Source organism: Caulobacter sp. SRI_014, from assembly GCF_057586315.1.
Window position 1 is genome coordinate 63,959 of the sequence record NZ_JBYCZQ010000007.1, and the last position, 19,017, is coordinate 82,975.

Annotated in this window: 21 protein-coding genes and 1 tRNA gene; 11 read left to right on the forward strand and 11 right to left on the reverse strand. The window is 67.8% G+C overall.

Translation table 11 applies throughout. The features are described 5' to 3' along the window. Positions 1-13: 13 nt before the first annotated feature. A tRNA-Gly gene (locus tag AC2YG9_RS15665) sits at positions 14-88 on the reverse strand. A 93-nt stretch (positions 89-181) separates the two neighbouring features. Here AC2YG9_RS15665 and AC2YG9_RS15670 point away from each other — a divergent pair. Further along, on the forward strand, positions 182-1,285 hold the full coding sequence (locus tag AC2YG9_RS15670) for a serine hydrolase (protein WP_487298915.1): 1,104 nt from the start codon (positions 182-184) through the stop codon (positions 1,283-1,285). Here the strand turns inward: AC2YG9_RS15670 and AC2YG9_RS15675 are convergent. The 5 genes from AC2YG9_RS15675 to rpsF all read right to left on the reverse strand — a co-directional run bounded on the left by AC2YG9_RS15675 (position 1,282) and on the right by rpsF (position 5,998). Further along, entirely contained in the window at positions 1,282-2,901 is a 1,620-nt protein-coding gene (locus AC2YG9_RS15675; protein ID WP_487298916.1) for a sensor histidine kinase, read from the reverse strand. The genes AC2YG9_RS15670 and AC2YG9_RS15675 overlap by 4 nt on opposite strands. Positions 2,902-3,037: 136 nt before the next feature. After that, a complete protein-coding gene (locus AC2YG9_RS15680; RefSeq protein WP_487298917.1) occupies positions 3,038-4,531 on the reverse strand; it encodes a replicative DNA helicase in 1,494 nt (497 codons plus the stop codon). A gap of 179 nt (positions 4,532-4,710) precedes the next feature. Continuing rightward, on the reverse strand, positions 4,711-5,295 hold the full coding sequence (gene rplI / locus AC2YG9_RS15685; protein ID WP_487298918.1) for a 50S ribosomal protein L9: 585 nt from the start codon (positions 5,293-5,295) through the stop codon (positions 4,711-4,713). Between the two features lie 11 nt (positions 5,296-5,306). Beyond that, positions 5,307-5,579: a 30S ribosomal protein S18 gene (gene rpsR / locus AC2YG9_RS15690; protein ID WP_487298919.1), complete on the reverse strand. Its 273-nt coding sequence runs from the start codon at positions 5,577-5,579 to the stop codon at positions 5,307-5,309. Between the two features lie 2 nt (positions 5,580-5,581). Continuing rightward, on the reverse strand, positions 5,582-5,998 hold the full coding sequence (gene rpsF, locus AC2YG9_RS15695; RefSeq protein WP_487298920.1) for a 30S ribosomal protein S6: 417 nt from the start codon (positions 5,996-5,998) through the stop codon (positions 5,582-5,584). 270 nt (positions 5,999-6,268) lie between these two features. Between rpsF and AC2YG9_RS15700 the strand changes: the two genes are divergently transcribed. After that, the gene (locus AC2YG9_RS15700; protein ID WP_487298921.1) at positions 6,269-6,808 is read left to right on the forward strand and encodes a DUF2059 domain-containing protein; all 540 of its coding nucleotides are present in this window, start codon (positions 6,269-6,271) and stop codon (positions 6,806-6,808) included. 93 nt (positions 6,809-6,901) lie between these two features. Beyond that, positions 6,902-7,459, forward strand: coding sequence for a DUF2059 domain-containing protein (locus AC2YG9_RS15705; RefSeq protein WP_487298922.1), 558 nt, complete (start codon positions 6,902-6,904; stop codon positions 7,457-7,459). Here AC2YG9_RS15705 and AC2YG9_RS15710 read toward each other — a convergent pair. Both AC2YG9_RS15710 and AC2YG9_RS15715 read right to left on the reverse strand, forming a co-directional pair. After that, positions 7,456-8,007 (reverse strand): peroxiredoxin, encoded by a 552-nt coding sequence (locus tag AC2YG9_RS15710; protein ID WP_487298923.1) that lies wholly within the window; start codon positions 8,005-8,007, stop codon positions 7,456-7,458. The genes AC2YG9_RS15705 and AC2YG9_RS15710 overlap by 4 nt on opposite strands. Positions 8,008-8,329: 322 nt before the next feature. Further along, entirely contained in the window at positions 8,330-9,271 is a 942-nt protein-coding gene (locus tag AC2YG9_RS15715; protein ID WP_487298924.1) for a hypothetical protein, read from the reverse strand. Positions 9,272-9,454: 183 nt separating this feature from the next. On the opposite strand from AC2YG9_RS15715, the gene fabD reads away from it, so the two are divergent. The 8 genes from fabD to gmk all read left to right on the forward strand — a co-directional run bounded on the left by fabD (position 9,455) and on the right by gmk (position 15,830). Then, the gene (gene fabD, locus AC2YG9_RS15720; RefSeq protein ID WP_487298925.1) at positions 9,455-10,399 is read left to right on the forward strand and encodes an ACP S-malonyltransferase; all 945 of its coding nucleotides are present in this window, start codon (positions 9,455-9,457) and stop codon (positions 10,397-10,399) included. After that, positions 10,396-10,737 (forward strand): hypothetical protein, encoded by a 342-nt coding sequence (locus AC2YG9_RS15725; protein ID WP_487298926.1) that lies wholly within the window; start codon positions 10,396-10,398, stop codon positions 10,735-10,737. Before fabD ends, AC2YG9_RS15725 begins: the two co-directional genes overlap by 4 nt. Positions 10,738-10,748: 11 nt before the next feature. Next, a complete protein-coding gene (gene fabG / locus AC2YG9_RS15730; protein WP_487298927.1) occupies positions 10,749-11,489 on the forward strand; it encodes a 3-oxoacyl-[acyl-carrier-protein] reductase in 741 nt (246 codons plus the stop codon). A 133-nt stretch (positions 11,490-11,622) separates the two neighbouring features. After that, positions 11,623-11,859: an acyl carrier protein gene (locus AC2YG9_RS15735; protein ID WP_004615098.1), complete on the forward strand. Its 237-nt coding sequence runs from the start codon at positions 11,623-11,625 to the stop codon at positions 11,857-11,859. Between the two features lie 132 nt (positions 11,860-11,991). After that, positions 11,992-13,269, forward strand: coding sequence for a beta-ketoacyl-ACP synthase II (fabF, locus tag AC2YG9_RS15740; RefSeq protein ID WP_487298928.1), 1,278 nt, complete (start codon positions 11,992-11,994; stop codon positions 13,267-13,269). 38 nt (positions 13,270-13,307) lie between these two features. Continuing rightward, on the forward strand, positions 13,308-14,315 hold the full coding sequence (gene mltG / locus AC2YG9_RS15745) for an endolytic transglycosylase MltG (protein ID WP_487298929.1): 1,008 nt from the start codon (positions 13,308-13,310) through the stop codon (positions 14,313-14,315). Then, on the forward strand, positions 14,315-15,199 hold the full coding sequence (locus AC2YG9_RS15750) for a YicC/YloC family endoribonuclease (RefSeq protein WP_487298930.1): 885 nt from the start codon (positions 14,315-14,317) through the stop codon (positions 15,197-15,199). Before mltG ends, AC2YG9_RS15750 begins: the two co-directional genes overlap by 1 nt. After that, the gene (gmk, locus tag AC2YG9_RS15755; protein WP_487298931.1) at positions 15,189-15,830 is read left to right on the forward strand and encodes a guanylate kinase; all 642 of its coding nucleotides are present in this window, start codon (positions 15,189-15,191) and stop codon (positions 15,828-15,830) included. The genes AC2YG9_RS15750 and gmk overlap by 11 nt, the downstream gene beginning before the upstream one ends. Here the strand turns inward: gmk and rsmA are convergent. Genes rsmA through AC2YG9_RS15770 form a run of 3 tightly spaced genes read right to left on the reverse strand, consistent with a single transcriptional unit; the run spans position 15,827 to position 19,004 of the window. Next, a complete protein-coding gene (gene rsmA / locus AC2YG9_RS15760; RefSeq protein WP_487298932.1) occupies positions 15,827-16,654 on the reverse strand; it encodes a 16S rRNA (adenine(1518)-N(6)/adenine(1519)-N(6))-dimethyltransferase RsmA in 828 nt (275 codons plus the stop codon). The two genes, gmk and rsmA, sit on opposite strands and share 4 nt — an antisense overlap. Then, entirely contained in the window at positions 16,651-17,691 is a 1,041-nt protein-coding gene (gene pdxA / locus AC2YG9_RS15765) for a 4-hydroxythreonine-4-phosphate dehydrogenase PdxA (RefSeq protein ID WP_487298933.1), read from the reverse strand. Before pdxA ends, rsmA begins: the two co-directional genes overlap by 4 nt. Continuing rightward, positions 17,688-19,004 carry a peptidylprolyl isomerase gene (locus AC2YG9_RS15770; protein ID WP_487298934.1) on the reverse strand — a complete coding sequence of 439 codons (1,317 nt, stop codon included), beginning with the start codon at positions 19,002-19,004 and terminating at the stop codon, positions 17,688-17,690. The genes pdxA and AC2YG9_RS15770 overlap by 4 nt, the downstream gene beginning before the upstream one ends. Positions 19,005-19,017: the final 13 nt, after the last annotated feature.

Genomic DNA, 19,017 nt, shown 5'->3' on the forward strand with positions numbered 1-19,017 from the left:
GTCGCGGGAAAATTGGAGCGGCCGGGGGGAATCGAACCCCCGACATTCAGCTTGGGAAGCTGACGTTCTACCTCTGAACTACGGCCGCATCGCCCGGCAGGGCCGGGGCCGCGCAACATAGCCAATTCGCCTTGGGCGGCAAGCCACTTCGCGACGCAAGGCCGGAGTGGTTGAATAGGTCATGGTTGGACGCTTGCAGGCTTGGGCGGGACGGTTGGCGTTGGGGGCGGCAGCGCTCCTCGGCGGCCTGGCGACACCGATGCCCGGCGGTGAGGTGTTCGAGCTCTCCGGCCATGTGAAGCGACCACCGGAGCGGGCGCTGCGCGAGGACGAAATCCTGCAGCGGCGGCTGATGGCGCTGGCGCTGCAGTTCCCGGGTGATGTCGGGGTGGCGGTGCGGCGGGTCGATGCGGGATGGACGGTCAGCGTCAACGGTGATCGGCCCATGCCGCAGCAAAGCGTCAGCAAGCTGTGGGTGTCATTGGCCATCCTGGCGGCGGCCGACCGGGGCGAACTCAGCCTCGACGAGCAGGTCACCATCCGCAAGGACGACCTCAGCATCTTCCATCAGCCGATCCGCAAGTTCGTCGGTGACGCCGGCTACACCGCCTCCCTGCGCAGCCTCATGGAGTGCGCGGTGCAGCAGAGCGACAACGCCGCCAACGATGCGCTGGTCAAGCGGCTGGGCGGGCCGTTCGCCGTGCAGGTGGCCATCGTCGGGCGCAATCTCGACGGCATCCGCTTTGGGCCCGGCGAGCGGGTCATGCAGACGCAGGCGGCCGGCCTGACCTGGAAGCCGGAGTACAGTTTCGATCGCACCTTCTGGGAAGAGCGGGAGGCCTTGCCCGTCGCCCGGCGCAAGGCGGCGCTCGACGCCTACCTCGCCGATCCGCCGGATGCGGCGACGCCGCTGGGCATCGTCGAGGCCCTGAGCCGGCTGCAGGGCGGCGGGTTGCTCTCGGCGGACTCGACCTCGCACCTGTTGAGCGTGATGGGCGGCAGCGTCACGGGCGGCGGGCGGCTGCGGGCCGGACTGCCGCCGGGCTGGAAGATCGCCCACAAGACTGGCACCGGCCAGGTGATGGGTTCGCTGGCGACCGGGTACAACGATGTTGGCCTGATCACCGCCCCGGACGGCCGGGTCTACGCGGTGGCCGTAATGGTCGGGGCGACGCGCCAGCCGCTGAAGGCGCGGCAGGCCTTCATGGTCAGCGTGGCCCGGGCGGTGGCGGGGGAGGATCCCGCCGGACCTCAGATGGGCACGGAAGAGACTGACGCCGACTAGCCGGTCAGCCGCTGGCTCAGCGGGATGACGATGGTGCAGGCCAGGCCCTGGGGCAGGTGCTCGATCTGCACCTGGCCGCCGAACTCGTGCTGAACACTGGCGGCGATCAGGCGCGAGCCGAAGCCGTCGCGGCCCGGCGCGGTGACTTCCGGCCCGCCGCGCTCGCGCCAGATCAGGGTCAGGCTGTGGTCGCCGTCGGTGGTCCAGAAGACCTCGACCACGCCGCCCTCGGCCGACAGCGCCCCGTACTTGAGGGCGTTGGTGGCCATTTCGTGCAAGACCATGCTCATGGTGACCGCCGAGTTGGGCGCCAGGCTGAGCGGCGGGCCGCTGTAGCGGGCCCGCTCGCCGTAGGGGCCGAGGGTGCGCTCAACCACCTCGGCCAGGTCGGCGTTGAGCCAGGTGCGCTCGGTCAACAGGTCATGGGCCCGCGACAGGGCGACCAGCCGTTCGGTGAAGCTGTGCAGGGCCGCCGGTTCGGAGCCGCTGAAGCTCTGACGGGCCAGGGACTGGATCATCGCCAGGGTGTTCTTCACCCGGTGGTTCAGCTCGTTGATCATCACCTCCTGACGGGCGGCGGCGGCGGCCTGTTCCTCTTCGCGGACACGCAGGGCCAGGGAGGCTTGATGCAGAGCCTCGCGCACCTGGGCGGTCTCGGTCAGGTCATCGGGACGGGTCTCTACAATGCGGTTCTCGGCGATCAGGGCGGCGTCGGCGGCGAGGCTGCGCACTTGCCGCGAGATCTGCACGGAGAAGCCCAGCGCCAGCAGCAGGCCGAGGATGAACAGCAGCCCCGTCGCCGCCGACAGGCCGATCACCGACCGGGTGATGACGGCATAGACCTCGGTGCGTGGCACACCGACGATGAAGGTCCAGCCGTAGTTGGGCGAACGGCTGAAGGCCGACAGGGTGGGCACGCCGTCCAGGGTTTGGGTCAGCACTACGCCCTCAGTGGCCCTGGTCATGGCCGCCTGCATGTCCGGGGTGGCCTGGCGGCCGCGCATCCTCTCGCCATCCCGAGAGCGGGCGACGAGCCGGGCTTCGCGGTCAAGGATGCCGCCGGTCCAGCTTTTGGGCAGGCTCTGCGAGCGGAAGATGCTCTCGAAGGCGGCGGGTTCCTGGATATGGGACAGGCTGTAGAGCTTGCCGTCGATCACGATCGGCATGTCGATGGCGATGATCGGCCGGCTGACGACTTGACCGACGCCCAGGTTGGAAACCGTGGTGCGGCCCTCGCGCAGGGCCTTCCAGGCCGAGGCCGGGCGCTTTGAGGCGGGCAGGGGCGCGCCGAGCGGGGCGCGGGTGTTGATCCGTTGGCGCTGCTCGTCGGCCAGGACGATCCATTCGGAACGGCCATTCATGACCTCGCGCGCCTGACGCTCGAAGGCCGTGAAGTCGCCGGCCTCAAGGTCGGGCGACAGGGACAGGGTCTCCAGGGTGGCCAGGCTCTGGGAAATCTGCCGGTCGGTGGCGACGGCCAGGGCGCGGGTCGTGGCGATCAGCTGCTGTTCGTAGCGCGCCTGGCTCTCGCGGTAGGCGTTGACGGTCAGAAGCACCATCAGCACCACGGCAGGGATGACCAGGCTCAGGGCCATCAGCACCAGCCGGCTACGCACGCTGGGCCCGATGGCCTTGCGCAGAGCCGGAACGAGGGACTGAGGTGACTGCAAAACGAACGCCTGTCGAAGAGTGCGACAGGATGTCGCTCACCACGACAACATGGGTCAAGCGGTTTGGCTGACGAGGGGCGCCTTATCGGCGCTGGAAGCGTCCGTCCGAGGCCAGGTTGCCGAACTTGGTCGTGTCGGAGTCGAAGTGCAGCCGGACCGTGCCGATCGGGCCGTGGCGCTGCTTGCCGATGATCACCTCGGCGACGTTCTGGATCTCATCCAGACGCTCCTGCCACTCCAGATGCTTGGCCTGGTCCTTGGTATTGTCCGGCTCGGCGCGGCCCAGGTAGTAGGCCTCGCGGTAGACGAACATGACCATGTCGGCGTCCTGCTCGATCGAGCCCGATTCCCGCAGGTCGGAGAGCTGGGGCCGCTTGTCCTCGCGGTTCTCGACCTGGCGGCTGAGCTGCGAGAGGGCGATGACCGGCACGGACAGTTCCTTGGCCAGGGCCTTGAGGCCCTGGGTGATCATCGAAACTTCCTGGACGCGGTTGTCGCTCTTGCCCTCGCCGCCGGTGACCAGCTGCAGGTAGTCGATGACGATCAGGTCGAGGCCGACCGAGCGCTTCAGGCGGCGCGAGCGGGCGACCAGCTTGGCGATGGGCAGGCCGCCGGTGGCGTCGATGTAGAGCGGCGCTTCCTGGATCTCCATGGCCGCATCGCGGACCCGGCCGAACTCGGAGGCGTCGATCTCGCCCTTGCGGAGGCGGTCGCCGGACACGCCGGAGGCATCCGAAAGCAGACGCAGGGCCAGCTGCTCGGCGCTCATTTCGAGGGAGAAGAAGGCGACGACGCCGCCGCTGACGGTCTTCTTGCTGCCGTCCGGCTGCGGTTCCCAGGCGTAGGCCTTGGCCACGTTGAAGGCGATGTTGGTGGCCAGGGCCGTCTTCCCCATCGAGGGGCGGCCGGCGAGGATCAGAAGGTCGGAGGGGTGCAGGCCGCCCATCTTCTGGTCGAGGTCGATCAGGCCAGTGGAGATGCCGGCCAGGCCGCCGTCGCGGCTGTAGGCCTCGGCGGCCATCTCGACGGCGCCGCGCAGGGCGTCGCCGAAGGGGACGAAACCGGTCGAGGCGGTGCCGGATTCGGCCAGGTTGTAGAGCTTCTGTTCCGCCGCCTCGATCTGGTCGCGGCTGTTGCGTTCGGCGTCGGGGACGGCGGCTTCGGCCGCGATCTCGCCGCCGATGCGGATCAGCTCGCGCCGGGTCGCCAGCTCGAAGACCACCCGGGCGTAGTCGGGGGCGTTGGCGGCGGGCGGGGCGCGGTCGACGAGGTCGGCCAGGTAGCGCAGGCCGCCCAGTTCCTGGAAGGCAGGGTCGGCGCGGAACTCGTCGGCCAGAAGGATCGGCTCGGCCAGCTGACCCTTGCGGATGTGGTTCTCCATCGAGACGAAGAGCCGCTGATGGAAGGGTTCGAAGAAGTGGCTGCCGCTGAGCTTGTCGCTCAGCCGCTCATAGGCGGCGTTGTCGTACAGCAGGACCCCGAGCAGCGCCTGTTCGGCCTCGATGTTCGAGGGCAGGTGTTGCACCGTCGGTTCGGTCGGAACCGGTCGCAGGTCGAGAGCGGGGACGATGGCCATGGGTTACCGATAGACTAACAGATGATGACTGGGTGTCGCACCCGGGCGATGGGCTGGGGACAACTTGGGTCCTTCTGTGGATGTCCGAGACCGTCCTTCTTGCGACGTGGCCGGACAAAAAAAGAGCGGCGCGGAGGTTGCCCTCCGCGCCGCCTTTTTTCGTCAGTCAGCAGAGTGACTTAGGCTTCTTCGCCAAAGCGCTCTTGCTGGCCGGCGCCGCCTTCGAGCAGGTCGGCGGCCGCTTCGGCGTCGGCGCGAGCCTCTTCCTCGAAGCGGCTGGCGATGACGTCTTCGCCCTTGGCTTGACGTTCAGCTTCGTCCTGGCTGCGGGCGATGTTGATGTTGACCGAGATGGTCACTTCAGCATGCAGCTTCACCTTCACGGGGTGAACGCCCAGGGTCTTGATCGGCTTGTCGAGGATGACCATCGACCGGTCGATCTTGCCGCCTTCGGCGTTGACCATGTCAGCGACGTCACGGCCGGAGACCGAACCGTACAGCTGACCGGACTCACCGGCCTGGCGGATCATGATGTAGGAGGTGCCGTCCAGCTTCTCGCCGGCGGTCCCAGCCTGTTCACGGGTCTTGGCGTTGCGGGCTTCGATCTCGGCCCGTTGACCTTCAAAGGTCTTCAGGTTCGAGGCGGTGGCGCGCAGGGCCTTGGAGCGCGGCAGCAGGAAGTTACGGGCAAACCCGTCCTTCACGTTGACCACGTCGCCGAGGGTGCCCCAGCCTTCAACACGTTCGAGCAGAATGACTTTCATCGTGCTGTCTCCTACTTCACGACGTAGGGGAGCAGGGCGAGGAAGCGGGCGCGCTTGATGGCGCGGGCCAGTTCACGCTGCTTCTTGGCCGAGACGGCCGTGATGCGGCTCGGAACGATCTTGCCACGCTCAGAGATGTAGCGTTGCAGGAGCTTGACGTCCTTGTAGTCGATCTTCGGGGCGTTGGCGCCGGAGAACGGGCACACCTTGCGGCGGCGGAAGAACGGGCGGCGGGCGCCGCCGCCGGCGGCGGCCGGAGCCGAGGTTTCAGTCGCGTCAGTCATTCTTAAGCCTCCTCACCGGTGCGCTCGGCGCGTTCCGGACGCTCGCCACGCTCGGGGCGGTCGCCGCCGAAGTCGTCGCGGCGTTCGCGGTCACGGTCGCGGCGGGCCAGAACCGGGCTCAGTTCCAGGTCGAGTTCGTCGACGCGGATGGTCATGTAGCGCAGCACGTCTTCGTTGAGAGACAGCTGACGTTCCATTTCCTTGACGGCCGGCGCCGGGGCTTCGATGGCCAGCAGGGAGTAGTGACCCTTGCGGTTCTTCTTGATGCGGAAGGTGAGGTTGCGGAGGCCCCAGTACTCGATCTTGGCGATGTGACCGCCTTGACCTTCGATAAGGGCCTTCATGTCCTCGTTCATTTGTTCGGCCTGTTGCGGGCTGATGTCCTGCCGCGCAATGACCACATGCTCGTAGAGCGCCATGGTTATCCTTCTTGCGATGGGGAAGGCGGCGGAAAACGACGGCGCAAGCCCGGCGATTCCGATGGATCTGGCGCGTCGGAGAGCGATGAGTTCGCCCGCCACTAAAGGGATCCGCGCAAGACCGCCTTCCGAGAGAGGGCGCGCTAATACAGGCAAGGCGCCGCAAACGCAAGCACCGCCGGGGTTTTTGACCGCGAGCCGATTGATCGGCGACGGCGGGTGTGGGATGCCTTCCACCTGTTCAAGTTGTTGCCTTGGGGGGCAAGTTCAATGCGTCGTCTGATCCTCTGCGCCGGCCTGTCGGTCGGCCTTCTGCTGTCGCCAGTCGCCGGCGTCGCGCAAACGCCGCATGAGCCGGCCGCGTCGGCTTCCGCCAAGCCTTCGGAGCGGGCCCTGTCGCTGGCCCGGCGCTATTTCGAGGCCATGCAGTTCGAAAAGATGATGATGAGCACGTTCGAGACCATGGACATGTTCGAGGAGTTCGAGGAGGAGGCCGAGGGCTACGATGGCAAGGCCATGTCCGCGGCGGCGCGCGAGGCGACCGAGGCGTTTCTGCCGCGGATGGTCGACGCGATGATCCCCATCGTGGCCAAGACCTTCACCGAGGCCGAGCTGGAAGCGATGGTCGCCTTCTACGAAAGCGATATCGGCAAGTCGGTGGTCGCCAAGACCAATGATCTCAACCTGCCGATGATGGCCGCCATGCTCGAGCTCATGCCCGACTACATGGACGACATGATCACCCGGTATTGCCAGAAGACGACCTGCTCGCCTTCGATGCGCGACAAGCTGCGCAAGCACAGCTCCTGAGCCGACCGCCCTCCCCGCGACTCGCTGTCCAATTGTCGGCGAGTCGCGGCCGTGAGAGCCTTTGGGCTGTATCGCGTATCGGGGGACTCCGAAGTGCTTCGCCTAGCTGTTTCCGCCGGCCTGTCGGCCGCTCTGCTGTTGTCGGCCGGCTCCGGGTTCGCCCAGACACCGGGAGGTTTGGCGCCGACAGCCTCGCCCAGGGCCGCCGCCGCGGCGCCGTCCGCCAAGGCGATGGATCTCTCCAAGCGCTACTTCAAGGCCATGCGGCTCGATGAGACCCTCGGCAAGGCGCTGGACAACCTCGACCCGGCCCTGCTGGGCGGCGAGGACGCCGATCCCGAGCAGGCCGAGGCCATGCGGACCGCGACCAAGCAGGCGCTCGACGCGGCCATGCCCCGGTACATCGAGAAGATGACCCCGCTGCTCGCCTCCGCCTACAGCGAGGAGGAGCTGGCGGCCCTGGTGGCCTTCTACGAAAGCCCGCTCGGCCAGTCGGTCGTCGCCAAGTCACGCGATGTCGGCGGCATCAGCAGCCAGGCCATGAAAGACCTGTTGCCGGGGATCATGGACGACGCCATGGCCCGCTACTGCGAGCAGATGGGCTGTGAGGACGAAGGCGGACCGGAGATGGCCCGCCAGGTTCAGTCCTAGCCCTTCTTGCCGGCCTTCCACTGCCGGACCGCCGCCAGGGTCAGCTCGACGTGCTTCTGGGCGTTCATGTCGCTGTGGACGTAGATCACCTTGCCGTCCGGGGCGATGACGTAGCTGGTGCGGTTGGAGATGCCGACCGGCAGGGTCGAGTCCCACTGCTTGGCGACCTTGGCGCCCTGGTCGGCGGCGACCGGGAATTTGCCGGAGCAACGCGCATTGTCGGCCGAAAATTCCTGCAGGCGGTCGATCTTGCCGGCGGTCACGCCGATGATCGTGGCGCCGGATTTGGCGTAGTCGTCGGCCGCCTCGGCGAACAGCCGGGCCTCCAGATCGCAGCCGCCGGTGAAGGCTGACGGGAAGAAGTAGACCACAACCGGGCCTTTCTTGCGGGCGTCGGCCAGGCTGTAGGTCATGGCCTTGCCGGCCTGGAAGGCGGGCAGGGTGAAGTCCGGCGCCTTGGTCCCGACCTTGAGCGCCGCGAAGGCGGGCAGCCCAACCGCGGCGACAGAGACAGCGGCGATGGCGGAAAGCAGCAGGCGGCGGTTCATGGCGTGGCTCCAGGCAGGCAGCGAAAGCTAGCGCCACGGGGGCGGGTGGCAAGGGCGCGTTATCGAAGCGGCCTACGATTATAGCAGGGCGGCGGGACCGCCAGGACCGCGATGGGAAAAATCGTCAGACATTACAAGTCACTGGCGTAGGCAGGCACGCTGCGTTTGTAGGCCGCGGCGTAGGCTTTTGGGTGGCATGCGGTTTGCGATTGTAGGCGCCTTTCGTGGTGAGCCGGCCTACGCCGGCGCCTGAGCGACCGGCAGGGCGCCGAAAGCCGCGACAATTTCACCCGGTGAAAACTTCAGACCCCCGCTTCCGGTCCTATTTCAGCGTCTTGCTGGCCGGGTCCCAGGCGAGGGGGCGGGTAGGGCATTTGTTCTCGCCGAGGCCGCAGTCGTCGGCGTTGAGGATCAGCTGGATCGTCGCCGGAGATTTGGCGATGTCGAGGTTCCAGCCTGCGTCCTGTTGCTCGAAGGCTTTTACGAACGCGCCGCCGTTGGAGACGAAGAAGGCAAGCTTGCCGGCCGGCGGGTTCTCTTTCTCATAGCCGCAGTCGGGATAGGCCGAGCCGACGGTCCAGTCGCGCCGGCCATCGCCGTCGACATCCGGAATGGTGCTGATCGAGATGCCTTCGAACTCTTCTACGCCCCAGGCCTTGCAGGCCGCCTCGCGGGCGGCGACCTCGGCCTTCACGGCGTCGGGCGCATCCTTCAGGTCCGGTTCGAGGGCGGGAATGGAGCCGGAGGCCAGCAGGGCCAGGCCTTTGCTGTTGGGGGTCTCGACATAGGCGCTTGTCGCGCTGTCCCAGCGCCAGGCGCGCAGGCATTCATCGGCGCCGTAGCTGCCGCAGGCGCTGCCGTGCAGGTTGACTTCCAGTTTGCGGGCGGTCTTCGGGCCGGTGAGCTTGTAGCCGCCGCCGCTGTTCTGGAAGACCTTGCGGACCGTGCCATCGGCCTGGCCAACGTAGAGGATGTTGCGGCAGCCGCCGGTGCCGCAGAAGTAGGAGGGGTTGGGCGCGCTTTCGTAGTTGACGCGCCAGTCGGTCAGCTTGTCGCCGTTGAGGTCGACCTTGCTGAACATCTTCGGCGGGACCTTCAGCATCCAGGCCGGGATTTCCTTGATCTCCTCGGGCGTCGCGCCCTCGGTGACCGCCTCGCGGATGGCCACGCGGGCCTCCTCGACGATCAAGGCCGGCGGGCTCGCGGCCGAGGCGGCGCAGGCAGGCAACAAAGCGAGGGCGGCGATCAGGATCAGGCGGCGCATGGAAACTCCCCAATGTCCGTGGAGTTAGCCATGACCGCGGGCGTTGCGCACGGCCTGTTTGGGGGGTGGCTTGCCCCTTTTTGGCGATTGGCCTAACCCTCACCGCCCATTCTCATGGCGCCTGTCCGGGCGGCGAACCGCAAACACTTCGCCTGACAGGCGCCCGCCAAGGAGCCCCCCCCCATGTCTCTCGCCTTCGTTTTCCCCGGCCAGGGCAGCCAGGCCGTCGGCATGGGCGCTGATCTCGCCGAGGCCTTCGCCGCCGCGCGCGAGGTGTTTCAGGAGGTCGATGACGCCCTGAACCAGAAGCTCTCCAAGCTGATGTGGGAAGGTCCCGAGGACGAGCTGACCCTGACCGAGAACGCCCAGCCGGCTCTGATGGCGGTCAGCCTGGCGGTCACCCGCACCTTGGAAAAGGAATTCGGCGTCGGCATCGACCGGGCCGCCTTCGTGGCCGGCCACAGCCTGGGCGAATACGCCGCCCTGGCCGCCGCCGGCTCGATCTCGCTGTCGGACACCGCCCGGCTGCTGAAGCTGCGCGGCCAGGCCATGCAGCGGGCCGTGCCCGTTGGTGAAGGCTCGATGGCCTCGCTGATCGGCAAGCAGACCGACGTGGCCCTGGCCGAAGCGGCCGCCGCGGCCGGCGCCGAGGTCGGCGTCTGCGTGGTCGCCAACGACAACAACACCGGCAACGTGGTCATCTCCGGCGCCAAGGCGGCCGTCGAGCGGGCCATCGAGAAGGCCGAGGAACTGGGCGCCCGGGCCATCCGTCTGAACGTTTCGGCCCCCTTCCACTGCCCGCTGATGCAGCCCGCGGCCGACGAGATGGCCGCCGCCCTGGCCGGCGCCGCCATCATCGCTCCGCGCGCGCCGCTGGTCGCCAACGTCACCGCCCGCCCCGTGCATGACCCGGAGACCATCCGCCGTCAGCTGGTCGAGCAGGTCACCGGCCGGGTCCGCTGGCGCGAGACCATGGACTGGCTGGCCGGTGAGGGCGGGGTGACCCGCTTCGCCGAGGCCGGGGCCGGCAAGGTGCTGTCGGGCATGATCAAGCGCAGCGTGCCGGACGCCACGGCGACGCCGCTGAACAGCCCGGCCGACCTGGAAGGGTTCGCCAAGTCACTGTGACCACCATCGAGGCCCTGCCGGTGGTTCTGGACCGCTCCGACCCCGGCCATGTGACGGTCGGGTCGGGGTTCAGCGACGGCTCGGGCTATTGGCTGGTGCAGATCCCGCTCGCCGGCGGCGAAGACGACTGGTTCGGCGCCGACCACTATGTCGAGCTGAACGGTCAGGCCGGCGGTCAGTACGGCGGGGTAAAGGCCATGGACATCGGCAAGGACTCGCTGATTTTGACCTTGTCGGGTAAGGCCGATCTCTTCGATGGCCCGTTGCGCCTGATGTTTTCGGAACCAATGACGGCCCAGGCCGTCGATATGCTGAGCCGGATCGGCTCCAAGAGATAAGGAATGCCCGGATGTTCGACCTCACCGGCAAGACAGCCCTCGTCACCGGCGCCACCGGCGGTATCGGCGGCGCCATCGCCAAGGCGCTGCATGACGCCGGCGCCCATGTCGTCCTTTCCGGGACCCGCGAGGGTGTGCTCAACGACCTGGCCGCCGGCTTCGGCGAGCGCGTCTCGGTCGCCGCCGCCAATCTTTCCGACCCCGCCAGCGTCGATGGCCTGATCGCCGCGGCTGAAGCCGCCGCCGGCAAGGAGCTGGACATCGTTGTCGCCAACGCCGGCATCACCCGCGACGGGCTGATGCTGCGGATGAAGGACGCCGACTGGGAGGACGTGATTCGGGTGAACCTCGAATCCTACTTCCGCCTGTCGCGCGCCGCCCTGAAGGGCATGATGAAGCGCCGTTGGGGCCGGATCATCGGCATCACCAGCATCGTCGGGGTCACCGGCAACCCGGGCCAGGCCAACTACGCGGCCTCCAAGGCCGGCATGATCGGCTTCTCCAAGGCCCTGGCCCAGGAAGTCGCCAGCCGCAATGTCACCGTCAACTGCGTGGCCCCCGGCTTCATCACCAGTCCGATGACCGACGAGCTGAACGAGGCCCAGAAGGCCGCCATGATGGTCAAGATTCCGATGGGCCGGTTGGGCGAGGGCGCCGACGTCGCGGCCGCCTGCGTCTACCTGGCCAGCCAGGAGGCCGCTTACGTCACGGGTCAGACCCTGCATGTGAACGGCGGCATGGCGATGATCTGAACACGCAAATGTTAGCGTGGGCCTGAAACCTTCTGCCGCTGGCAAGCCTGAATAAAACCTGCTAGCGAGACACCCGATTTCCGCCGCCAGCGTTGGCGCGGACCTTTGAAAAGACCAAGAGGGACCATAGCGAATGTCCGACATTCTCGAGCGTGTGCGTAAGATCGTCATCGAACATCTCGATGCCGATCCCGAGAAGGTCACCGAGAAGGCGAGCTTCATCGATGACCTGGGCGCCGACAGCCTCGACAACGTTGAGCTGGTGATGGCGTTCGAAGAGGAATTCGACATCGAAATCCCCGACGACGCTGCCGAACACATCCAAACGGTTGGCGACGCCGTGAAGTTCATCACGGAAAAGACCGCCTAAACCGGCCTAGACAGTTCTGATACGTTGGCCGCCGCGCCGCATGGGCTTAAACCTGATGCGCGCGGCGGTCTTCGTTTTTGACCAAGGAATTGTTTTTAAAAAGGTTTCTGGGCTTTACGGAGCTTTACTGACATGCGTCGTGTTGTTGTCACTGGAATCGGCCTGATCACCCCGCTCGGCCAGGGCGCGGAGATCAGCTGGGAAGGTATCAAGGCCGGCAAGTCCGGCGCGGGCCGGATCACCACTTTCGACGCCACCGGATTCGGCTGCGAGATCGCCTGCGAAGTCCCGCGCATCGATGGCCGGGGCGGCGGCGGGCCGGACGTGCCCGGCAGCTTCGACCCGCTCGGCACCATGGCGCCGAAGGAACAGCGCAAGGTCGACGACTTCATCCTCTACGGCATGGCCGCGGCCGACGAGGCCGTGCGTGATTCGGGCTGGGTCCCGGAAACCGACGAGGACAAGGAACGCACCGGCGTCATCATCGGCTCGGGCATCGGCGGTCTGGCGACCATCGAGAAGACCTCGCTGGAAATGGCCGAGAAAGGCCCGCGCCGGGTCAGCCCCTTTTTCATCACCTCGGCCCTGATCAACCTGGTCTCGGGCCAGGTGTCGATCCGCTATGGTTTCAAGGGGCCCAACCACTCGGTGGTGACGGCCTGCGCCACGGGCGCCCACGCCATCGGGGATGCCTGCCGCCTGATCAAGTACGGCGACGCCGACGTCATGCTGGCCGGCGGGGCGGAAGCCTCGGTCTGCCCGATCGGCATCGCCGGCTTTGTGGCCTGCCGGGCCATGAACACCGACTACAACGACAATCCGGCGGCGGCCTCGCGGCCCTACGACAAGGACCGCTCGGGATTCATCATGGGTGAAGGCGCCGGCATGGTGATGCTTGAGGAGTACGAGCACGCCAAGGCGCGCGGCGCCAAGATCTATGCCGAGGTCATCGGCTACGGCCTGGCCGGCGACGCCTACCACATCACGGCCCCGGCCGAGGATGGCGATGGCGGCTTCCGGGCCATGAAGGCGGCGGTGAAGGACGCCGGCATCGACGCCGGCGACATCGACTACATCAACGCCCACGGCACCTCGACCATGGCCGACTATCTCGAACTGGGGGCCGTCGAACGCCTCATGGGGGATGCGGCCAAGGGCAAGGCGATGAGCTCGACCAAGTCGATGACCGGGCACCTGCTGGGCGCCGCCGGAGCCATCGAGGCCATCTTCTCGATCCTGGCCATCCGCGACAACATCGCCCCGCCGACCATCAACCTGGACAACCAGGAGCAGGAAACGGCGCTCGATCTCATCCCCAATAAGGCGAAGCCGATGAAGATCGACATCGCGATGAGCAATAGCTTCGGCTTTGGCGGCACCAATGCCGCTGTCATTTTCCGCCGGGTCTAGTGGCCGGGGCGGAGCGTCGGGGCGGGGGGCTGCCAGCTTTGCGTAGATTGATGATCATGCTGGTCAGCGGCTTGCTGACCCTCGCTCTGGTCGCCGCCCTGGGCGGCATCTGGGCGCTGTGGACCTATCAAGGTCCCGGACCGGCGACCAAGGACGGCGGCGTCCATGTGGTCATGCTGCGGCGGGGGGCGGGTCTCAACGAGATCGCCGCCTCGCTGGAGAAGGCGGGGGCGGTGCGGTCCGCGCCGGTCTTCCTGGCGGCGGCCCAGATCACCGGCGCGGCGCGCGAGCTGAAGGCCGGGGAATACGAATTCCCCAACAAGGCGCCGATGAGCACGGTCCTCGACTACATCCGCAAGGGCAAGGTGGTGCGCCACCAGGTGACCATCCCCGAGGGCTGGACCAGCGCCATGGTCGTCGAGGCCCTTATGAAGGAAACCGCCCTGACCGGCGACGTGGCGACCCCGGCCGAGGGCACCATCCTGCCTGAGACCTATGACTACGAGCGGGGCGAGGAACGCGCCGCCGTGCTGCAGCGGATGATGGACGACCGTGACCAGCTGCTGGCCACCCTGTGGGAGAAGCGCAAAAGCGGCCTGCCCATCCGCACGCCGGAAGAGGCGGTGACCCTGGCCTCGATCGTCGAGAAGGAGACGGGGGTGGCCTCGGAACGCCCGCGCGTGGCGGCGGTGTTCATGAATCGCCTGAACCAGGGCATCCGGCTGCAGAGCGATCCGACCATCATCTATGGGCTGAACGGCGGGCGACCGCTGGGCCGGGGCATCCGGCGTTCGGAGCTCGACGCGCCCAACCCCTACAACACCTATCAGATCGACGGGCTGCCGCCGGGGCCGATCGCCAATCCGGGTCGGGCCAGCCTGGCCGCCGTGCTCGATCCGCCGGACACCAACGAGCTGTTCTTCGTGGCCGACGGCACCGGCGGGCACGTCTTCGCCGCGACCCTGGAGGAGCATAACGCCAACGTCGCCAGATGGCGGGCGATCGAGCAGCAGAAGGCGGCCGCGAAGGCTGCCAAGGGGAACTGATGGCCCTTTCCGGCATGACGGGGTTCGGGCGGGCCGAGGGCGCGCAAGGGGCCTGGAGCTGGGCGGTCGAGGCGCGGAGCGTCAACGGCCGCAATCTGGAGATCCGGTTCAAGGGACCGCAGGGCTTCGACGCCCTGGAGCGCGGGGCGCGGGAAGCCGGGCAGGCGCGGTTCCAGCGTGGCCAGGTGTCCCTGACCCTGCAGGCCAAGCGGGCCGAGGCGCAGGTCGGCAACGTCAGCGTCAACATCGCGCAGCTGGAGCGCTATCTGGCGGCAGTGGCGCCCTATGTGGCGTCCGGGCAGGCGAGCCCGCCCAGCGCCGATGGCCTGCTGGGCCTGCGCGGCGTCATCGAGACCACCGACAGCGATGCGATCGAGGAGGACCGCGGCGGGCTGGAGGCTGCCATGGCGGCCTCTGTGGCCCTGGCGCTGGACGGCCTCAAGGTGGCGCGTCTGGAGGAGGGGGCGGCCCTGCTGCCGGTGCTCGCCAGCCTCGTCGACCGCATCGAGGCCCTGACGACCACGGCCACGTCGCAGGCCGGTGAGCAGCCGCCGATGATTCGGGACCGCTTCAAGAAGCGCCTGACCGAACTGGCCGGCGAAGCGGCCAGCGAGGAGCGCATCCTGCAGGAAGCCGCCGCCATGGCCGTGAAGGCCGATGTGCGCGAGGAACTCGATCGTCTGGGTGGCCATGTGACCGCCGCCCGCCTGCTGCTGACCGGCGAGGGGCCGGCGGGGCGGCGCCTGGACTTCCTGACGCAGGAATTCATGCGTGAAGCCAACACGCTTTGCTCGAAATCGGCGACACCCGCCTTGACGGCGACCGGGCTGGAGTTGAAAGCCACCATCGAGCAGTTCCGGGAGCAGGTGCAGAATGTCGAGTGAAACGCCCCGCACCCGTGGTCTGCTGATGATGGTCGTGGCGCCCTCGGGCGTCGGCAAGACCAGCCTGACCCGCCGCCTGGTGGCCGACCATTCCGACCTGCTGCTGAGCATCTCGGCGACGACCCGTGATCCGCGCCCGGGCGAACATGAGGGCCGCGACTATCACTTCGTCGACAGGCCCACGTTTGACGCCATGATCGCCGACAACGCCTTCCTCGAATGGGCCGAGGTCTACGGCAACCGCTACGGCAGCCCGCGCAAGCCGATCATGGACGCGCTGGATCGCGGCGAGAGCGTGCTGTTCGACATCGACTACCAGGGCGCCATGTCGATCCACGACCAGGCGCCGGAGGACTCGGTGCTGGTCTACATCCTGCCGCCGTCGCTGGCCGAGATGAGCCGCCGGCTGCACGCCCGCTCGCAGGACAGCGAGGAGGTCATCGCCCAGCGGATCGCCCGGTCCAAGGACGAGGTCGAGCAGTGGAAGACCTTCGACTACGTCCTGCTCAACGAGGATTTCGACAAGGCCTACTCGGACCTGGCCCACATCTACCACGCCGAACGCATGAAGCGGGCCCGCAACCTGTGGATCACGCCGTTCGTGGATGAGCTGCTGAAGGAAGACGTCTAGAGGGCGTCCGCCAGCCTCAGGAAGCCGGCCACGTCGATGGTCTCGGCCCGGGCGTCCGGATCGATCCCGGCCCTCTCGCACAGCGCCGCGCCACCCACCTGCTTCAGGCTCGAGCGCAGCATCTTTCTGCGCTGGCCGAAGGCGGCGGCTGTGACCTTCTCCAGCGCGGTGATCACCTGAGCCGACGGCGCCGTCTCCAGAGGATCCAGGCGCACCACCGCCGACGCCACCTTCGGCGGCGGGGTGAAGGCCTTGGCCGGCAGGTCCATGACCACCCGACAACGGCAGATGGCCTGGCTGATGACGCCGAGGCGCCCGTAGGCGTCCGAACCGACCGGGGCGGCGATGCGGTCGGCGACTTCCTTCTGGAACATCAGGCTCATCGAGGTCGGGCGCCAGGAGCCCGTCAGCCATTTGATCAGCAGGGGGGTGCCGACGTTGTAGGGCAGGTTGGCGACGACCAGGCCGTCTCCGCCCGCCCCATTTTCCTTGATGAGGGCGGCTTCGTCGACCTTGAGGGCGTCGGCCTGGATGATGGTCAGGGCGCCGCCGGAGGCTTCGCCCAGTTCCTCGAGCAGCGGGACGAAGCGGGGGTCTTTCTCCACCGCCACGACCCTGGCGCCGGCCTCAAGCAGGGCGCGGGTCAGGCCGCCGGGGCCGGGGCCGACCTCGATGACCGTCTGGCCCTCCAGGGGGCCGGCCAGGCGGGCGATCTTGCGGGTGATGTTGAGGTCGAGCAGGAAGTGCTGGCCGAACGCCTTCTTGGCCAGCAGGCCGTGCTGGTCGAGGCTTTCACGAAGGGGCGGAAGGTCTTCAAGGGTCATGCGGTGAGCCGGCGGTCGGCGATCTGGGCCGCCATCTTCAGGGCGTTGATCAGGCTGTCGGCGCGGGCGAGGCCCCGGCCGGCGATGTCGAAGCCGGTGCCGTGGTCCGGGGAGGTGCGCACGATCGGCAGGCCGAGCGTTACATTAACGCCGCCCCAGAAATCCAGCATCTTCAGAGGGATAAGCCCCTGATCATGATACATGCACAGAACCGCGTCGTATCGCCGCCGGGCCTCGGGATGGAACAGGGTGTCGGCTGGGGAGGGCCCCGTCGCCTCCACGCCGAGGTCGCGGAGAGACCGCACCGCCGGGCCGATGACGTCGATCTCCTCGCGGCCGATGCCGCCGTCTTCGCCGGCGTGCGGGTTGAGGCCGGCAACGGCCAGCCGGGGCTGGCCGATGCCGAAGTCGCGGCGCAGGGCCTGGGCGGTGACCAGGCCGGCGTTGACCAGGCTCTCGATGGTCAGGCTGTCCGCCACTTTTGAAAGCGGAGTATGGATGGTGGCCAGGCAGACGCGCAGGCCGCCCCCAAGAAGAGAATTGGGCCCATGATCCGGCGCGGCCAGCATCATCACCGGGCCCCGGGCGCCGTCCTGGCGCTCGGCGGCGGTCAGCTCGGCCAGGAACTCGGTGTGGCCCGGAAAGCCGAAGCCGGCGGCGTAGAGCGGGGCCTTGGCGATGGGGGCCGTGACGACGCCCTTGACCGCGCCGGTCAGGGCCAGGCCGACGGCGGTCTCGATCCAGCCGATCACCGACTTCGCATAGGCCGGCGAGGGCTGGCCGGAGACCACGGGGGCCGACAGCGGCTGGTGCAGCACGGGGATGGCCGTGGCGAACACTCCGGCCGCCTCGGACGGGGCGCCGATGGCCTGAACGGGCGTTCCAAGCGCGCCCGGGGCCGAGCGCAGGGCGCCGGCGTCACCGACCACAAGGAAGGGCTGGCCCTCGGCGCGCACGGCGTTCCAGGCCTTGACGATGATCTCCGCGCCGATGCCGGCCGGATCGCCCAGGGTGACGGCGAGAGGCCGCCCGGTCACCGGTTCTCGATGGTGGCCTGCATCCGCAGGTCACGCAGGACGCGCTTGCCGATGAGGTCCAGCTGCTGGGCGAACAGGCGGCGTTCGATCTGCTCGGCCGTAGGCAGGTTGCCGCCGGCGTTGCGCTTGCCGCAGACCATGACCAGGTGGACGCCGACGTCGGTGCGGATCGGCGTCGCCGACAGCTGGCCCTCGGGGGTGTTGGCGGCGGCGTCAGCGAAGCCGCCGGTCAGGCTGGAAATCTCGATCTCGCCCATGTCGCCGGCCAGAACCTCGGGAACCTGGCCGGCCTTGGTTTCGAGGTCGGCGCAGGTCGGTTTGAGGGCGCGCAGCTGCTCCAGCGACCTGCCGGCGGCGTCGACGGCGGCCTGGTCGGCGCTGGCGTCAACGGTGACGGCGGCCTGTTTGAGGGTCACCAGGCTGGCGGCTCCGCCGGCCCGCTTCTCGCGGACCAGGATGATGTAGACGCCGTCCTGGGTCACGATCGGGCCCGACATCTGGCCGGGACGGACCGAATCGAGCACGGCGTCGACCTCGGGCGGCATTTCGCCGGGCGAAACCCAGCCGGCGTCGCCGCCGCTGGCCGCCGTCGGCGAGGCCGAGAACTGGCGGGCCACCTGCGGGAAGGGCGCGCCCTGCTGCATCTGGGCGATCAGCGACTGGGCGCCGTTGAGGGCCACGTCCGGGCCGCCGACGCGGGCGCTTTCGATGAAGATCTCGCCAACCTGGTACTGCGGCTTGCTGGCCGCGTCCGACAGGCGCTTCTGGACGGCCTTGATCTGGTCCTGGCCGATGCGCAGGCGGCTGCCGTAGCGGCCGCGCATGTAGCCCTGCCAGCTGTATTCGACGCGGGCCTGCTCGCGGTAGGTGTCGCGGCCGACGCCCTGCTGGGCGAGCTGGGCGTAGAACTGGTCGGGGGTGACCTTGAATTCCTCCCGCACCTGTTCGGCGATGACCTCGTCGATCTCCGGGTCGGTGGCCAGGATGGTGGTCTTGTTTTCCTTCTCGACGCGGCGCAGTTCCTGCTTCTTAAGGCGCTCGTCGATCAGCTGGCGCTGGGCCTCGGCCTGCAGCTGCGGCAGGGTTTCCTGAGTCGGCTGGAAGCCGGTGGTCAGGATCAGCAGCTTCATGCGCTGCACTAGGTCGTAGCTGGAGATGATGTCGTCGTTGACGACCGCCGTCACGCCTTCGGCGATGTCGGGCTGGACGGGAGCCTCCTGCGCGAGGGCGGCCATGGGCATTCCGGCCGTGACCAGGGCGATGACCGAAACCGTGGCCAGGATCCTGCCCGTTACCTTAAGCGTCGAGAGCAAATTCGTCGTTCCC